Below are 16,342 nucleotides of genomic sequence, written 5' to 3' on the forward strand. Positions count from 1 at the left end.
TCGTTATTCCTTCGTCGCGGGCACGGTCGGGTTTACGGACGGCGCACTCACGGGCGCAATCTGATTCTCCAGACGTTTAATTTTACGTTCTGCGCGCAGCAGAGAAACACGCACGCGTAACCAGAACATTCCACAGACCAGCCAGCCAATCGCAAAACCCACGGCAAACAACACCGCCAGCAAGGTAGATATTTTGAACTCGCCCTGCGCCAGCAAATAATTAAAGGTTACGAGCTGATCGTTCTGCGCACCCAGGGTCACTGAGATGACGAAGACCGCTAACACCAGCAAGAAAATGAGAAAATATTTCACACTGCTTCCCGTTATGTAATTCGTGCAGATAAATTGTGTCCAATCTATCGCATCCAGCCTTATAAAGTATCATTTTCCCCGCAGGGACGAAATGGAAAAGCACACGGCCAGTTCAGGATTTGAGGGTAAAAGGGGTGAAAATCAACCCTTGTTCAATTTTCCTGCTCGCGTTTCCTGATTTCCTGCGCTTCTTCACCGGGTGGTGAAAGCGGGCCGCATATTTTTTGTGCAAGCCACGTCGCCACAGTGACCAGCAGCCAGGAGATTAACGTCGACGCGACCAGATCCCGCGGCCAGTGCATCCCTAACAGCAGGCGACTGCCCATCACCGCCGTCGCCCATGCCAGCAATATGGCAATGGTGAAGGTACGTCGACGCGGCCACAGCAGCCCTACAGCTAATAAAGCCCAACTGGCTGCAAACATGGTATGCCCGGACGGAAACGCGAAACCGGTCTCTTTTTGCCAGTGTTTACGCAGGAATGAAGGAATATCCTGTTGTTGTACAAGCTGTTCTTTTACCAGTGCCCCACGCTCCTTTTTCTTTAAAGTGTAGAACTCCGCGACGGGAATATGATGCGTTTTTTCCAGCCAGGTGACATAAGGCCGCGGTTCCTGAGCGACACTCTTCACCCATGACTTCGCCCCCTGCCCAATCATAATGGCTCCCGCAAGAATGGCGAACAGCATGATTGCCGGGCGCAAACGAAAGCGTAAGCACCATAAAAACCAGCCGAATAGCACAACATGCGTGATGATGCCCCACGGCTCGGTCACGGTCTCCGTCACCCAGTAGAACGCTTTCAGCAACACTTCAGATTGCCCAGGCTGCCACGTCCAGCCTGAAACCCAAACCACGAGCGGCATAACTAACAATGCGGCGGCTCCCACGCTGGTTCGTTTGGCGATTGTTAGCATAACGGCTCCTTTATTGATGATTTTTCAATACGCTTCGAATAATAACATAACGGGGGAAGCGGCAAAATTGTGCGCTTTAACGGCAGTCATTTGCGCATCATTAGGTGAACCAAAGTACGTTGTGGCAAAATACAAAAAACAGAAAGCGCTGTTGCGCTGAAATAATCTGGAGAATCACATGCAGCTTAAACGTGTGGCAGAAGCCAAACTGCCAACCCCCTGGGGCGATTTCCTGATGGTGGGCTTTGAAGAACTGGCAACCGGGCAGGATCACGTTGCCCTGATTTTTGGTGATATTTCAGGGCAAACGCCCGTGTTGTCACGTGTTCACTCCGAATGCCTGACGGGCGATGCGCTCTTTAGTCTGCGTTGTGATTGCGGTTTCCAGCTTGAAGCGGCACTGTCCCATATCGCGGAAGAAGGTCGCGGCATCCTGCTTTATCATCGTCAGGAGGGCCGTAACATAGGTCTGCTGAATAAAATCCGTGCCTATGCGCTGCAGGATCAGGGTTACGATACCGTTGAAGCGAACCACCAGCTCGGTTTTGCTGCGGATGAGCGCGACTTCACCCTGTGTGCGGATATGTTCAAGCTGCTGGGCGTGGATGAAGTCCGTCTGCTGACCAATAACCCGAAAAAGGTCGAGATTTTGACGGAGGCGGGTATCAATATTGTTGAGCGTGTACCGCTGATCGTTGGGCGTAACCCGAAAAACGCCTACTATCTCGATACTAAGGCGGCCAAAATGGGCCACCTGCTGAAAGAAGAGTAATCCGTAAGCCCGCCAGAGAACCTGGCGGGCTTCAGCCATCCGGAATCAATCCAGCATATTACGAATCACGTAGTGCAAAATGCCATCGTTCTGGTAGTAGGTAAGCTCTGTTTGCGTATCAATACGACAGCGGCAGGCCAGCGTTTTGGTACTGCCATCCGGGCGAGTCAGCGTCACCGGGATGGTAGCGCCCGGTTTAAGCTGTTGCAAATCAGGAACATCCACTATCTCTTCCCCGGTCAGTGCCAGCGACTGACGCGTTTCTCCCTGCGGAAATTCCAGCGGCAGGATGCCCATACCTATCAGGTTTGAACGGTGAATACGCTCGAAGGATTCGGCAATCACCACGCGAATACCCAGCAGACGAGGCCCTTTTGCCGCCCAGTCACGGCTCGAACCGGAACCATACTCTTTCCCGGCAATCACGACGAGCGGTGTCCCCTGTTTTTGGTACTCCATCGCCGCATCGTAAATCGACATCACTTCCTTTCCAGGCAATAGTCGGGTCATTCCCCCTTCCACGCCCGGCACCATTTCGTTGCGGATACGAATGTTGGCGAAGGTTCCGCGCATCATCACTTCATGGTTGCCACGACGGGAACCATAAGAGTTGAAATCACGACGCTCTACGCCACGCGCCTGCAGGAACCTCCCCGCCGGACTGTCTGGTTTTATGCTGCCCGCCGGTGAAATGTGGTCTGTGGTGACAGAATCGCCGAGCATCGCCAGAATACGCGCGCCGCGGACATCCTCTACTGGCTTGGGTTCTGCTTCCATGTCATCGAAGAACGGCGACAGTCGGATGTAGGTGGAATCGGCCTGCCAGTCATAGGTATCGGATTCAGAGACCGTTATCGCTTTCCACTCCGGAGTCCCTTCGAAAACTTCCGCGTACTCTTTGCGGAACATCTCAGTGGAGACCTGCTGTACCGCTTTGGCAATCTCCTGGCTGCTCGGCCAGATATCTTTCAGATAGACCGGGTCGCCTTTTGTATCGTGACCTAAAGGCTCACTCGCCAGGTTGACGTTCATGTTTCCGGCCAGAGCATAGGCAACCACCAGCGGCGGAGAAGCCAGCCAGTTGGTTTTCACTAACGGGTGGATACGTCCTTCAAAGTTACGGTTACCGGAAAGCACCGCTCCCACCGTCAAATCGCCTTTCTTGATAGCCGTTTCGATCGGTTCCGGCAACGGCCCGGAGTTGCCGATACAGGTGGTACACCCGTAACCTACAAGGTTAAAACCAAGCTGATCGAGATAGGGTGTCAGTCGGGCGTGCGCCAGATAATCAGAAACCACTTTAGACCCCGGTGCCAGCGAAGCTTTCACCCACGGCTTCGGCTTCAGACCCAGCATAGCCGCTTTTTTCGCTAACAAGCCCGCAGCCATCAGCACACTTGGGTTAGACGTATTGGTACAGGACGTTATCGCCGCGATCACCACCGCGCCATCCGGCAGCGGAACGCTTTTGCCATTGAGGGTGTATTCAACGGGCTGCTTATCTTTCTGCGCAGTATTCACTTCCAGTTCATTGCTGGCGGCAAAAGCTTTCGGCACATCGCCAAGCGCGACGCGATCCTGCGGACGCTTCGGCCCGGCAAGGCTCGCCTCCACCTGACCCATATCCAGTTCCAGGCTACTGGTGAAAACAGGCTCATCACCGGTGTTGCGCCACATCCCCTGCGCTTTGGCATAAGCTTCGACCAGCGTGACCTGCTCGTCGCTGCGACCGCTCAGGCGCATATAATCGAGCGTCACACCATCAATGGGGAAGAAACCACAGGTTGCGCCATATTCCGGCGACATATTAGCAATGGTTGCACGGTCAGCCAGTGGCAGAGAGTCCAGCCCATCGCCATAAAACTCGACAAATTTACCCACCACGCCATGCTTACGCAGCATTTGGGTGACGGTCAGCACCAGGTCAGTGGCCGTGATCCCCTCACTCAATTTTCCGGTCAGTTTAAAACCCACCACATCCGGGATCAGCATCGAAACAGGCTGCCCCAGCATCGCCGCTTCAGCCTCAATCCCGCCCACGCCCCAGCCCAGTACGCCGAGGCCGTTAATCATTGTGGTGTGCGAGTCGGTACCCACCAGCGTATCAGGGTAAGCTATCCACTCATCGTTCTGTAGTTCACTCCAGACGGCCTTTCCGAGGTACTCGAGGTTGACCTGGTGACAGATCCCCGTTCCCGGCGGCACGACGCTGAAGCGGCTGAATGCCTGCTGGCCCCAGCGCAAAAAAACATAACGCTCATGGTTACGTTCCATCTCCAGGCGCACGTTTTCAGCGAAGGCATCATCATCGCCGAAGTGGTCTACAGTGACCGAGTGGTCAATAACAAGGTCGACCGGCGAAAGCGGGTTAACCTTAGCCGTATCGCCACCCAGGCGCTTAACGGCTTCGCGCATGGCGGCAAGATCCACCACCGCGGGTACGCCGGTGAAATCCTGCATCAAGACCCTGGCCGGGCGGTAGGCAATCTCCCGGTCGACATGGGCAGTTTTCACCCATCCGGCCAGGGCTTTGATATCTTCTTCAGTAACAGAATCCCCATCCTGCCAGCGCAACAGGTTTTCCAGCAGGACTTTTAATGACTTGGGCAGACGGGAGATGTCACCCAGCGTTTTGGCTGCCAGCGATAAGCTGTAGAAATGGTAGGTTTTATCTTTGGTTTGCAGCGCGTCCTTACTGGCTTCTCGTAGTGTTGACGACATAGCTCCTCCTTTATGTGTAACGGGACTTGCAATCCCCTGACACTCCTCAGGGTACGCATTAAAGATAACACAAAGATGTCGTAACGTTTTGATAACAACTCTAATTGATAAAATCGTTATTACCGGCAACAGAAAGTAAAACGCCTGGCACAAAGGCCAGGCGCGGGTTAACGAGTGTCATACAGCGGTAACATTGAGCGGCGATTATCGGCACAACAGCCAGATAATTTGCCCCCAGAACAGGAGGGAAACCGACAACACCCCCATCCAGGACCAGTATTTGATATTGCGGGTTGTATTCATAAGGCCTACACCTTTATTGCATGAGTCCATTCAGCCGAGAGTTTGTCGACTGACCTTTGCTGTGGTGTATTACCAACCATGCGCTTACGCGTAATAAATGAGGGGCGAGCCACCCTGTTATTCTTTTTTCTTGTGCTCAGTAGGATTAAACGACTCAATAAATTGCCGCTGCTCCTCCGTCAATTCCCATGAATCAGGGATTTTGACCTTATCCTGGTTTACCGGCTGCGGTTTAGGCTCTGCTGGCGGCAGGCGACGGCCGGATGTGAGCATCATCAGCCCCAGAACTTCCAGATAAGCAGTGCTACGGCTACCCAGAATAGCGCCGACCCCAGAAAAACCACGGCCCACGCTTTACGCTTCAGTCGCGGATTGCGCTGCGGCTCATTGGTTCCTGACGGCATTGATAACCTCTTGCAATCGATATTACTTATCATTTCGGCACCAAACAATCGGTACGATTAATCATCATTGAGACAAATCCTAAATAAAATTTAGCCAAAAATCCAGTGATTTTGCCAGGCGATCGCCAGCATTAATTTAATCTTTTGACCAAAAATAAATAATTGAACTGCAAAATTTGCCTTAAGGGAAAATCGTTTCTACTTTTATGCGCCCGATAGCGACTCATTACACAAATTAATGAAAAAAGAGAGTGCTATTCGGAGGATTAGAATAAGTAAACAAAAATGAGGAGGAGTGTTATTTCTATTCAGGCTGGATGTAAACGGTATCCCTTCATCAGGGATACCGGCTTAGCAGGCGGGGAATTACTTTTCTGGCAGTTTAATATCTTTAAACATTGCTTCAATATCTTCATTCGAGCGCAACGCGACTGCCGTATCCACAACATCACGCGTTAAATGTGGTGCAAAACGCTGAATAAAATCATACATGTAGCTGCGCAGGAAGGTGCTGCGGCGGAAACCAATTTTGGTTGTGCTGTGACTGAAGATGCCGTCAGCATCCAGTTTTACCAGATCCGGGTCGGAAACCGGGTCAACTGCCATACTGGCAATCACCCCTACCCCCAGCCCAAGACGGACATAGGTTTTAATGACATCAGCATCGGTTGCCGTAAAGACAATTCGCGGCGTAAGCCCTGCGCGGTTAAAAGCGGTATCAAGTTCTGAACGACCGGTAAATCCGAAGGTATAAGTGACCAGCGGATATTGCGCCAGCTCTTCAATCGTCACCGATGTTTTCGACGCCAGCGGATGCTCCGGCGTTACAACGATGGAACGGTTCCAGTGGTAGCACGGCAGCATCACTAGATCGTCGTACAGATGCAGCGCCTCGGTGGCGATCGCGAAATCAGCGTTCCCCTTTGATACCGCTTCTGCAATCTGCGTTGGCGACCCCTGGTGCATATGCAAAGAGACGCGCGGATAACGTTCGATAAATCCTTTAATTACGCCTGGCAACGCATAGCGCGCCTGAGTGTGGGTGGTCGCGACATATAATGAACCTTTGTCCGGCCAGGTATGTTCACCCGCAACGGATTTAATGGCGTCGACTTTTGACAGGACTTCGCGGGCGATACGGATAATTTCCTGCCCCGCTGGCGTCACCTGCGTCAGGTGTTTACCGCTACGTGCGAAAATCTGGATGCCCAGCTCATCTTCCAGCATTCTGACTTGCTTACTGATGCCCGGCTGGGAGGTATACAACCCTTCAGCGGTGGAGGAGACGTTCAGATTATGGTTAACAACCTCAACAATATAGCGGAGCTGCTGTAGTTTCATGTCTCGATATCCGGTGGCGTAGCGATACGCTATTAATGCGATTTAATCATAAAAAAGATGTTTGCTATAACCACTATATCATTTATAGCAAGAGTGTATAGATGGGAACAAAAAATAATAACGAGGTTATAAAAAAGGGCCGAGAATCGGCCCTTTGTGGTGTCCGTCAGCAGAGAGTTACTTCTTCGCTTCGACCCATTTGCCGTCGACAAAGAAAGCAGACCAACCCGTGGCTTTGCCATCTTTCTCAGAGGAAACATACTGCTGCTTCGTCTTACGACTGAAGCGCACCATGGTCTTGTTCCCCTGGGGATCCGTCTGCGGGGCATCAGCCAGATAACGCAGTTTCTCCGGCAGACGATCGCGGAAACGGAACAGCTCTTCCACCAGCGGCGCTCGGGTTTCGCGCGATTTCGGGAAGGTGTTTGCCGCCAGGAAGACACCGGCAGCACCATCACGCAGGACGAAGTAAGCGTCTGATTTCTCGCACGGCAGCTCCGGCAACGGAACCGGATCTTCCTTCGGTGGCGCAACCTCACCGTTACGCAGGATCTTACGGGTGTTTTTGCACTCGTCGTTGGTGCAAGCCATGTACTTGCCGAAACGGCCCATTTTCAGGTGCATTTCAGAACCACATTTTTCACACTCGACGATCGGGCCGTCATAGCCCTTAATGCGGAACTCACCCTCTTCTATCTCATAACCATCACAGGTCGGGTTATTACCGCAGACGTGCAGTTTACGTTTCGGGTCAATGAGATAGCTGTCCATCGCCGTGCCGCACTTCTGGCAGCGGCGTTTCGCGCGCAACGCGTTGGTTTCAGCGTCATCGCCTTCCAGCACGTTCAGCACTTCGTTTTCCGGCACCAGGTTAATGGTGGTTTTGCAGCGTTCTTTCGGCGACAGCGCATAACCGGAGCAACCCAGGAACACACCCGTGCTGGCGGTACGAATACCCATCTTGCGACCGCAGGTCGGGCAATCGATGCTGGTCAGCACCATTTCGTTCGGCTGCATGCCGCCCTCTTCTGGCGCTTTCTCAGCCGTTTCGAGCTGCTTGGTGAAATCGCCGAAGAAGAGATCAAGCACCTGCTTCCACTCGGCTTCGTGGTTTGCCACGCGGTCGAGGTGGTCTTCCATCTGTGCGGTAAAATCGTAGTTCATCAGCTCGCGGAAATTCGCTTCCAGACGATCCGTGACGATTTCACCCATTTTTTCTGCATAGAAACGACGGTTTTCAGTACGCACATAGCCGCGATCCTGAATGGTCGAAATGATCGACGCATAGGTGGACGGGCGACCGATACCGCGTTTTTCCAGCTCTTTCACCAGAGAGGCTTCGCTAAAGCGCGCGGGCGGCTTGGTAAAGTGCTGAGCCGGAGTCAGTTCAACCAGTGCGAGTTTGTCGCCCTGATTCACCATCGGCAGCGTCCTGTCTTCATCGCCTTTACGCAGCGCAGGCATGACTTTCGTCCAGCCATCAAAACGCAGGGTGCGACCACGCGCTTTGAGTTTGAAATCACCCGCAGCAACGATAAGCGTAGTGGAGTCGTACTGCGCCGGTGTCATCTGACAGGCGACAAATTGACGCCAGATCAACTGATACAGTTTTTGCGCATCAGCTTCCATATCTTTCAGTGATTCAGCGACCACAGAGACATCGGAGGGACGAATCGCTTCGTGCGCTTCCTGAGAGTTCTCTTTGCTGGCGTACTGGTTCGGGTTCTTCGGCAGATATTTATCGCCAAAATTATCGCCGATATAACCGCGCACCATGCTGACTGCGTCCTGACTCAGGTTAGTAGAATCGGTACGCATATAGGTGATGTGGCCCGCTTCATACAGACGCTGCGCCATCATCATGGTTTTTTTCACACCAAAGCCAAGACGGGTGCTGGCAGCCTGCTGTAACGTGGAGGTGATAAACGGCGCGCCAGGCTTGCTGCTGGTGGGTTTATCTTCGCGCTCCAGTACGCTGTAGCTCGCTTTTTCAAGCAGGCTAACGGCAGCCATCGTTTCATCGCGGCTAACAGGGCGGAAAGCTTTATCGCCCTGATGGGTGACTTCCAGCGGTAATGCATCGCCCGCAGGGGTAGTGGTACTGGCAACCACGTCCCAGAACTCTTCCGGAACGAAGGCTTTGATTTCGCGCTCGCGCTCTACCACCAGACGCACAGCAACGGACTGCACGCGCCCTGCGGATAAACCACGGGCGATTTTTTTCCACAGCAGCGGCGACACCATATAACCCACAACGCGATCCATAAAGCGGCGCGCCTGCTGTGCGTTGACACGGTCGATATTCAGTTCGCCCGGCTTATCGAACGCCTGACGAATCGCATTTTTTGTAATTTCGTTAAACACCACGCGGCTATAGCGCGAATCATCACCACCAATCACTTCCCGCAGGTGCCATGCAATGGCCTCCCCTTCGCGGTCAAGGTCGGTTGCGAGATAGATGTGGTCGGCTTTTTCCGCCAGTTGTTTGAGTTCTGAAACTACCTTTTCTTTACCCGGGAGCACTTCGTAGTGCGCTTTCCAGTCATGCCATGGGTCAACACCCATGCGATTAACCAGCGCGCCACGTTCATCCTTTTTAGGCTTTTTGGCCGTTTTGGTGGAGGTAGAGTCAGCGCTCTTTTTGGCGGCTGAGCCACTTGTCGGCAAATCGCGGATATGACCGACGCTGGACTTAACCACGTAGTCATTACCCAGATACTTATTGATCGTTTTGGCTTTTGCCGGGGACTCAACGATAACGAGAGCTTTACCCATATTCACCTTTACCTAATTTGATTCTTCCAGAATACATCGCACATTGAGTCACCTGTCCACTGGCGACAAGCCTTGTATGTTGCGGCGGTCTCAATGGATATCAACCCTTTAGCCACCCGCTTCACATCCTGCAAGCCAGGCGGTTGAGTTCACTGACGTTTTACCGCCAGGTGCTATAGCACGAAGAATTTTCGGTCGAATGTCAAGCAAATCTGTTGCCAGATTGCCGAAAGCGTCACACTGTACCTGATAAAATTCGTTACGCAACTTTATTAGCACGCATTCGTTAAACACGCCAGGAACAGGGCTTTAACTATAGCCCTGAACTTTAAAGGGAGTATTTGCCCCCGGCGCCTGGCGGGCGTAAACTAGGGAAAGTTTTTCGAGGAGTAAAAAATGTCAGGTAATACCCAACCCATCGATCGTCAAACTCTGCTTATTGAAGCAAACCGACTCATCCGTGAACATGAAGATACCTTAGCTGGCATCGAAGCCACGGGCGTAGAACAGCGCAATGGCGTGTTGATATTCAGCGGCGAGTATTTTCTGGATGAACAGGGCCTGCCCACACCGAAAAGCACGGCGGTATTCAACATGTTTAAATACCTTGCCCATCAGCTTTCTGAGAAATATCACCTGGTCGACTAGTACACGTTGAATCAGGTGTCTCACAGCCCGGCAGTGAGCCTACCGGGCTGTCCTGACCTTACATCAGCGGTTTTTGCCCGCGCTGCCACCAGCGCAACAACAAACGATCGGCGCTTTCTGCCGCACTACCGGTAAAACGATCCATCATCTTCTTGCGTTGTTTATAGCTCACGCTCATCACTTCGCGATCTTTCATCAGATTCAGCAGTAATTCATCGCTGGTGCCCACTTCATCAACCAGCCCCTTTTCCTGCGCCTGCACGCCGTACCAGTGCTCCCCTGTCGCTACCGCGTCAATATCCAGAGAAGGCCGCATTTGTTTAACGAAATTCTTAAACAGATGATGGGTTTCGTTAAGATCTTCGCGGAATTTCTGCCGCCCTTCATCGGTGTTTTCACCCAGCAGCGTCAGGGTACGTTTGTACTGACCCGCCGTGTGGAGCTCGATATCGATATCTTTATTTTTCAGGAAACGATGAAGGTTAGGAATTTGCGCCACAACGCCAATCGAGCCGAGGATAGCAAATGGCGCGGCGACGATTTTATTCGCCACGCAGGCCATCATATAGCCGCCGCTGGCCGCCACTTTATCGACCGCAACGGTCAATGGTATCTGCTTATCGCGAATACGCTGCAACTGCGACGATGCCAGACCATAACCGTGTACCACACCGCCAGGGCTTTCCAGACGCACCACCACTTCATCCTGCGGGCTCGCGACCGTAAGAACCGCGGTCACTTCTTCACGCAGGGAAGCGACTTCGTGCGCATCCATACTGCCTTTAAAATCAATCACCCAGGCGCGAGGTTTCGTTGCAGCCCCGTTTTTCCCCTGCTTTGCTTTCGTTTTGGCGGCTTTCGCCTCCAGTTTTGCTTTTTTCTTCTGTTCTTTATGCCAGAGTTTTTGCTGCGGCCCATCGAGTAGCGCCACGGCTAAATCCTCTTGCATCTCTTTATGTTGTTCACTTAAATTCGTGATCCGCAGCTCTCCACGCTGCCGCTTACGCTGTGACAAATTGACAATAACAACTGCGATTACGACGATTGCGACGACAACCGTTACGATCTTCGCCAAAAATAAGCCATATTGAAAAAGAATTTCCACACTTCCACCTTGTACAAAATCACTGAATCTGCAGACCAGTGTACAACACCGATTCCTGTACGTCTCACCCACATTTAACGCCTGCGAGAGGCTTTCCAAAACTGGGATTGACCGATGAAATCATTGCAAATTGTTAATTTCTCGTTGTCTCTCCTCCTGGCTGATTGAAATAGTGGCGCGATTAGGGCATAAAGCCCAAAAGCCATGAAAAGAACACAGATTGTGGCGCCGAAAAGCCACAAAGGAGTCCTCGTGCATTACCAACCTAAACCCGATTTGTTGCAAAACCGTATCATCCTGGTGACGGGTGCCAGCGACGGCATTGGTCGCGAAGCGGCGATCACCTATGCCCGCTACAGCGCAAGCGTGGTTTTACTGGGCCGCAATGAAGAAAAGTTACGCGCCGTGGCGCAAGAGATTGAAAACCAGGGCGGCCTGCCCGTGCGCTGGTTTACCCTGGATTTGCTCACCTGCACGCCAGAAGAGTGCCAGCAGGTCGCACAGCAAATCAGCATGCACTACCCGCGCCTCGACGGTGTACTGCATAACGCCGGGCTGCTTGGCGAGGTGGTACCAATGTCAGAACAGAAGCCGGACATCTGGCAACAGGTTATGCAGGTTAACGTCAACGGCACCTTTATGCTGACCCAGGCGCTATTGCCATTACTGCTGCAATCAGAAGCAGGTTCGCTGGTATTCACATCATCCAGCGTCGGTCGTCAGGGGCGCGCTAACTGGGGCGCCTACTCGGTGTCAAAATTCGCGACGGAGGGGATGATGCAGGTACTGGCCGAGGAGTATCAAAGCCGCCATCTGCGCGTGAACTGCATTAATCCAGGAGGCACACGCACCGGTATGCGCGCCAGTGCCTTCCCGACGGAAGATCCGTTAAAACTGAAAACGCCCGCCGATATCATGCCACTTTATCTGTGGCTGATGGGAGACGATAGCCGTCGTAAAACGGGAATGACCTTCGATGCCCAACCAGGCCGTAAACCGGGGATTGCACAATGAGTGATGAGCGTTACCGCGAGCGCCAGCAGCGCGTAAAAGATAAAGTCGACGCCCGAGTCGCTGCCGCTCAGGAGGAACGCGGCATTGTGATGGTCTTTACCGGTAACGGCAAAGGTAAGACCACGGCAGCATTTGGCACCGCTACCCGCGCAGTCGGTCACGGGAAAAAAGTCGCCGTGGTGCAGTTTATTAAAGGCACATGGCCCAACGGCGAGCGTAATCTTCTGGAGCCGCATGGCGTTGAGTTTCAGGTGATGGCGACCGGCTTTACCTGGAACACTCAGGATCGTGAGAGCGATACCGCCGCCTGCCTGGCCGTCTGGCAACATGCGAAACGGATGCTGGCCGATGCAACTGTCGATCTCGTGCTGCTCGATGAACTGACCTATATGGTGGCATATGACTATCTGCCGCTGGAGGAAGTGCTGAACGCATTACAAAACCGCCCTGCGCACCAGTCGGTGATCATCACCGGACGCGGCTGTCACCGCGAGATAACCGAGATGGCTGATACAGTGAGTGAATTGCGCCCGGTAAAACATGCATTCGATGCTGGTATTAAAGCCCAGATTGGCATCGACTACTGAAGAATAAAGCGCCGGGAAGGTTTCACCTTTCCGGCAATCTCAGTTAGAACGACACCGTAACGCCCGCGTAGTATGCGCGGCCCGGTTCGTTATAGGTGGAAGCCCCGTCATTTTCGCGATATACACGTTTATCAAACAGGTTGTTGATCCCGGCATTAGCGCGCAGATTTTTGGTGATATCGTAATTAACGTTCAGACCAAATATTGCGTATGGGCTGATCTCGCGGTTTGACATCTCACCAGCTTCGTTACGGATCTCCGCATTCTGTCGCGGTTTCTGGCGACCATACTGCGTCCAGCTCAGCGTCGTATCCAGTTTATCCGTCACCTGCCAGTCAAGCTGTGAGTTGATAGTGAACTCCGGGATCACTGACAGCGGGTTACCGGTTTTCTTACTCTCAGAACGGAACATGTAGGTCGCGTTAGTGCGCCACTCCAGCACATCGCGCACAACCGGAATGGTCAGGTTGCCTTCCAGCCCTTCCACCACCGCTTTACCACCATTTTCCCAGCGCAGAATATTGGCGCCATTTGAAGCGTAACCGACCACATCATCACCGGCCACGATTTTGTTTTTATAGTCGTTGCGGAACCAGGTCACGCCTGCCGCATAACCGTTATCATGAAACTCGATCCCGACCTCTTTATTCACGCTGATTTCCGGATCCAGATCTTCATTACCCAACAGGAAGCAACTACCAGAACTCACGCTCACCGGGCAACCATTACCACGCGTAGAAAGTAAATAGCCTTCCGTAGACTGGTACAGATTTGGCGCTTTAAAGGCTCGCGCAATACCCGCTTTGAGGGTGAACATATCGCCCAGTCCCTGAGAAATATTCAGGCTCGGGCTCCAGTTAGCGCCGAATGTATCGTGATAGTCAAAACGCAAACCGGGCAGAACCTGGGTGCTGTCCGTCGCGGCAATGTTATCTTCAAAATAGAGGGAACTGATGGTTGCGCTGTTTTTGCTGCTGCGATCGCTGGCGCTGCCGGATACATTACCCACCGTTACGCCCGTGCTATCTGTCGCCGTCATCGAGGCAGGATCGTTCAGTTCATCACGGTTCCACTCCGCGCCCAGCGTGACGGTTTGATCCACCAGCAACTGGAGCGGGAAGTTCACTTCGCCACCGGCACGATAGCTTTCGAGACGGCTGGTTGAATAATCATCACTGTTGATCATCCCTTCCACTTTACCGGTGGAACCTTCATCCAGTCGCGTGTTGTTAGTCTTTTCGTAGTTTAAGTTAAATTTTGATGTCCCCCAGTCCCAGATACCGTTCCAGGTGATGCCGTAGTTCTGGCGGTACATACGGTTGGTCTCGTCACCATACAGCGACTGAATCAATCCTCCCGGGCTGACGTTGCTGTTACTGTACTGGGTATCGCCCGCATAGATATTCCCCTGGCGACTGTAGCCATAACTGAAATCAACAATCTGTAACGGGGTGATTTTCCAGGAAACGACGGCGTTAATATCTTTATTACGCACCCCTTCACGGCCGGCCGCGGCGGAACCATTCTGGGCGGTATTGATGTCATAGGCATCAGCGTCAGTTTTGTTCAGGTTGCCGTACAGACGCATAGTCAGCGCATCACCGGCCAGCGGGCCGCTGAGGTTGAAGTTAGCGCGTTTGGTCGCACCTTCATTGCTATCTTCCGGCTGATTGGTGAACAGAGAGAGCGAACCGTGCCAGTCGTTAGTCGGACGTTTAGTGATGATATTTACCACCCCGCCCGCCGCACCTGAACCATAGCGCGCCGCCGCCGGGCCACGAATCACCTCAATACGTTCAACCATTTCAGCCGGTACCCAGTTGGTATCACCGCGCGTATCGCGCTCCCCTCGCCAGCTATAACGCACAGAGTTGCGCGATGTCACCGGTACGCCATCGACCATAATCAGGGTGTTTTCCGGCCCCATACCACGAATATCGATCTGACGGTTATTTCCCCGGCTACCGCTGGCGCTGTTCCCCGTCAGATTGACGCCGGGCATTTTGCGGATAATATCGGAAAGGTCATTCACCGGCGGGCTTTTTTCAATATCTTCAGCGGTGATGGTGGAGACCCCGGGCTGCTGTTTCAGCTCCTGCTCAGCGGTAACAATCATGGTTTCATTATCGGCAAGCGGTTCTGTCGGCTCCTCATTGGCGGCCCACGCGGTGGTGCTCAGCAGGCTGGCTAAAAAGAGAGCAATTGGTTTTTTTCGTGCCGTTACAGAAATATACATTTCATCATTCCCTGTCATGAATCATAAAAGCAAGTGCGCATACTAATGATAATTATTCGCATTTCACATATGATTCATGGAATCTCCTTCACATCTCCTTTTTTGAACATAAAACAATCAAATCGATAGATTTTGTGAAGGCGGGATGTCAGGCACAAATAAAAAACCGGGCAAACATTGCTGTTTGCCCGGTTTAATAATCAGGAGAGTGATTAGCCGTTGCTGCGGCTTCCCCCGCCACGACGCGGGTTGCTCACCTGGCTATGGCGTTTCACCGCACGACGAATCTGATTCGCCTTCATGCGACGCCTGTCCTTCTCAACGGCCACTTTTGATGCCGTTTCAGGCGGCAGTTCGACCAGCTCACGCAGGTAGTTGGTCTGCGCCAGATCGAGTTCGGTATAGCCACCGCGCGGCAGGCCTTTTGGCAGCGGAATATCGCCGTAGCGAACGCGGATCAAACGGCTAACCTGCACGCCAACCGCTTCCCAAAGACGACGTACTTCGCGGTTACGGCCTTCCGTCAGGGTCACGTTGTACCACTGGTTGATGCCTTCCCCACCGGTAAATTTGATGGTTTTGAACGCCGCCGGGCCATCTTCAAGCTGTACGCCACGAGAAAGCTCGCGCACTTTGCTGTCATCAATCTGGCCGAACACGCGCACGGCGTATTCACGTTCAACTTCACGGCTTGGGTGCATCAGGCGGTTCGCCAGTTCACCATCGGTGGTGAACAGCAGCAGCCCGCAGGTGTTGACGTCCAGACGGCCGACGGCAATCCAGCGCGCGCCGCGCAGTTTTGGCAGGCGGTCGAATACGGTTGGACGACCTTCAGGGTCGTTACGCGTACAGAGTTCACCTTCCGGCTTGTAGTAAGCCAGAACGCGACAAATTTGTTCTACAGATTCTTTAACCGAAATCAGATGGCCATCAATACGGATTTTGAGGCCAGGGATCACTTCAACGCGATCGCCCAGCTTGGCGATTTTGCCGTCGACGCTCACGCGCCCCGCTTCAATGATCGCTTCGATTTCACGACGGGAGCCGTGGCCAGCGCGAGCCAGCACTTTTTGCAGTTTTTCGCTTTTATCGCTCATAGAGCTTCCTTCCGGTGTCGCCTTCACAGGCGTCTGGGTATACTTTCAAAAACAATGCGTTGAGTTCAATCGAACCCTAACTCATTGAAAGGTATCTTTTACACGTTAAA

Annotated in this window: 15 protein-coding genes; 4 read left to right on the top strand and 11 right to left on the bottom strand. The window is 52.8% G+C overall.

Annotated elements, in window-relative coordinates:
• Positions 1-3: 3 nt before the first annotated feature.
• Both VSR74_RS03465 and pgpB read right to left on the bottom strand, forming a co-directional pair.
• Positions 4-312, bottom strand: coding sequence for a LapA family protein (locus VSR74_RS03465; protein ID WP_347793409.1), 309 nt, complete (start codon positions 310-312; stop codon positions 4-6).
• 152 nt (positions 313-464) lie between these two features.
• Positions 465-1,229, bottom strand: coding sequence for a phosphatidylglycerophosphatase B (gene pgpB, locus VSR74_RS03470; protein WP_347793410.1), 765 nt, complete (start codon positions 1,227-1,229; stop codon positions 465-467).
• A gap of 178 nt (positions 1,230-1,407) precedes the next feature.
• Between pgpB and ribA the strand changes: the two genes are divergently transcribed.
• On the top strand, positions 1,408-2,001 hold the full coding sequence (ribA, locus tag VSR74_RS03475) for a GTP cyclohydrolase II (protein WP_347793411.1): 594 nt from the start codon (positions 1,408-1,410) through the stop codon (positions 1,999-2,001).
• Positions 2,002-2,046: 45 nt separating this feature from the next.
• On the opposite strand, the gene acnA is transcribed toward ribA, so the two are convergent.
• The 6 genes from acnA to topA form a co-directional block, all read right to left on the bottom strand.
• Positions 2,047-4,722 carry an aconitate hydratase AcnA gene (gene acnA / locus VSR74_RS03480; protein WP_347793412.1) on the bottom strand — a complete coding sequence of 892 codons (2,676 nt, stop codon included), beginning with the start codon at positions 4,720-4,722 and terminating at the stop codon, positions 2,047-2,049.
• Positions 4,723-4,926: 204 nt separating this feature from the next.
• Positions 4,927-5,025, bottom strand: a complete 99-nt coding sequence (ymiC, locus tag VSR74_RS03485; protein WP_347793413.1) for a small membrane protein YmiC — start codon at positions 5,023-5,025, stop codon at positions 4,927-4,929.
• Between the two features lie 117 nt (positions 5,026-5,142).
• A complete protein-coding gene (locus tag VSR74_RS03490) occupies positions 5,143-5,376 on the bottom strand; it encodes a hypothetical protein (protein ID WP_347794385.1) in 234 nt (77 codons plus the stop codon).
• Positions 5,301-5,462, bottom strand: a complete 162-nt coding sequence (locus VSR74_RS03495) for a YmiA family putative membrane protein (protein ID WP_347793414.1) — start codon at positions 5,460-5,462, stop codon at positions 5,301-5,303. Before VSR74_RS03495 ends, VSR74_RS03490 begins: the two co-directional genes overlap by 76 nt.
• A gap of 333 nt (positions 5,463-5,795) precedes the next feature.
• Positions 5,796-6,770, bottom strand: coding sequence for an HTH-type transcriptional regulator CysB (gene cysB, locus VSR74_RS03500; RefSeq protein ID WP_015964648.1), 975 nt, complete (start codon positions 6,768-6,770; stop codon positions 5,796-5,798).
• 177 nt (positions 6,771-6,947) lie between these two features.
• Positions 6,948-9,545: a type I DNA topoisomerase gene (gene topA, locus VSR74_RS03505; protein ID WP_347793415.1), complete on the bottom strand. Its 2,598-nt coding sequence runs from the start codon at positions 9,543-9,545 to the stop codon at positions 6,948-6,950.
• Positions 9,546-9,941: 396 nt separating this feature from the next.
• Between topA and VSR74_RS03510 the strand changes: the two genes are divergently transcribed.
• Positions 9,942-10,193: a YciN family protein gene (locus tag VSR74_RS03510; RefSeq protein ID WP_015964650.1), complete on the top strand. Its 252-nt coding sequence runs from the start codon at positions 9,942-9,944 to the stop codon at positions 10,191-10,193.
• Between the two features lie 58 nt (positions 10,194-10,251).
• Here VSR74_RS03510 and sohB read toward each other — a convergent pair whose 3' ends face one another.
• Positions 10,252-11,298 carry a protease SohB gene (gene sohB, locus VSR74_RS03515; protein ID WP_347793416.1) on the bottom strand — a complete coding sequence of 349 codons (1,047 nt, stop codon included), beginning with the start codon at positions 11,296-11,298 and terminating at the stop codon, positions 10,252-10,254.
• 252 nt (positions 11,299-11,550) lie between these two features.
• On the opposite strand from sohB, the gene VSR74_RS03520 reads away from it, so the two are divergent.
• Complete coding sequence (locus VSR74_RS03520) at positions 11,551-12,312, top strand: YciK family oxidoreductase (protein WP_347793417.1); 762 nt, start codon at positions 11,551-11,553, stop codon at positions 12,310-12,312.
• Positions 12,309-12,899, top strand: a complete 591-nt coding sequence (gene cobO / locus VSR74_RS03525; RefSeq protein WP_347793418.1) for a cob(I)yrinic acid a,c-diamide adenosyltransferase — start codon at positions 12,309-12,311, stop codon at positions 12,897-12,899. Before VSR74_RS03520 ends, cobO begins: the two co-directional genes overlap by 4 nt.
• A gap of 43 nt (positions 12,900-12,942) precedes the next feature.
• On the opposite strand, the gene VSR74_RS03530 is transcribed toward cobO, so the two are convergent.
• Both VSR74_RS03530 and rluB read right to left on the bottom strand, forming a co-directional pair.
• A complete protein-coding gene (locus VSR74_RS03530) occupies positions 12,943-15,135 on the bottom strand; it encodes a TonB-dependent siderophore receptor (RefSeq protein ID WP_347793419.1) in 2,193 nt (730 codons plus the stop codon).
• A gap of 212 nt (positions 15,136-15,347) precedes the next feature.
• Complete coding sequence (rluB, locus tag VSR74_RS03535) at positions 15,348-16,232, bottom strand: 23S rRNA pseudouridine(2605) synthase RluB (protein WP_015964655.1); 885 nt, start codon at positions 16,230-16,232, stop codon at positions 15,348-15,350.
• Positions 16,233-16,342 lie beyond the last annotated feature (110 nt).

Source organism: Pseudocitrobacter cyperus, assembly GCF_039889165.1.
GTDB classification, from domain to species: domain Bacteria; phylum Pseudomonadota; class Gammaproteobacteria; order Enterobacterales; family Enterobacteriaceae; genus Pseudocitrobacter; species Pseudocitrobacter cyperus.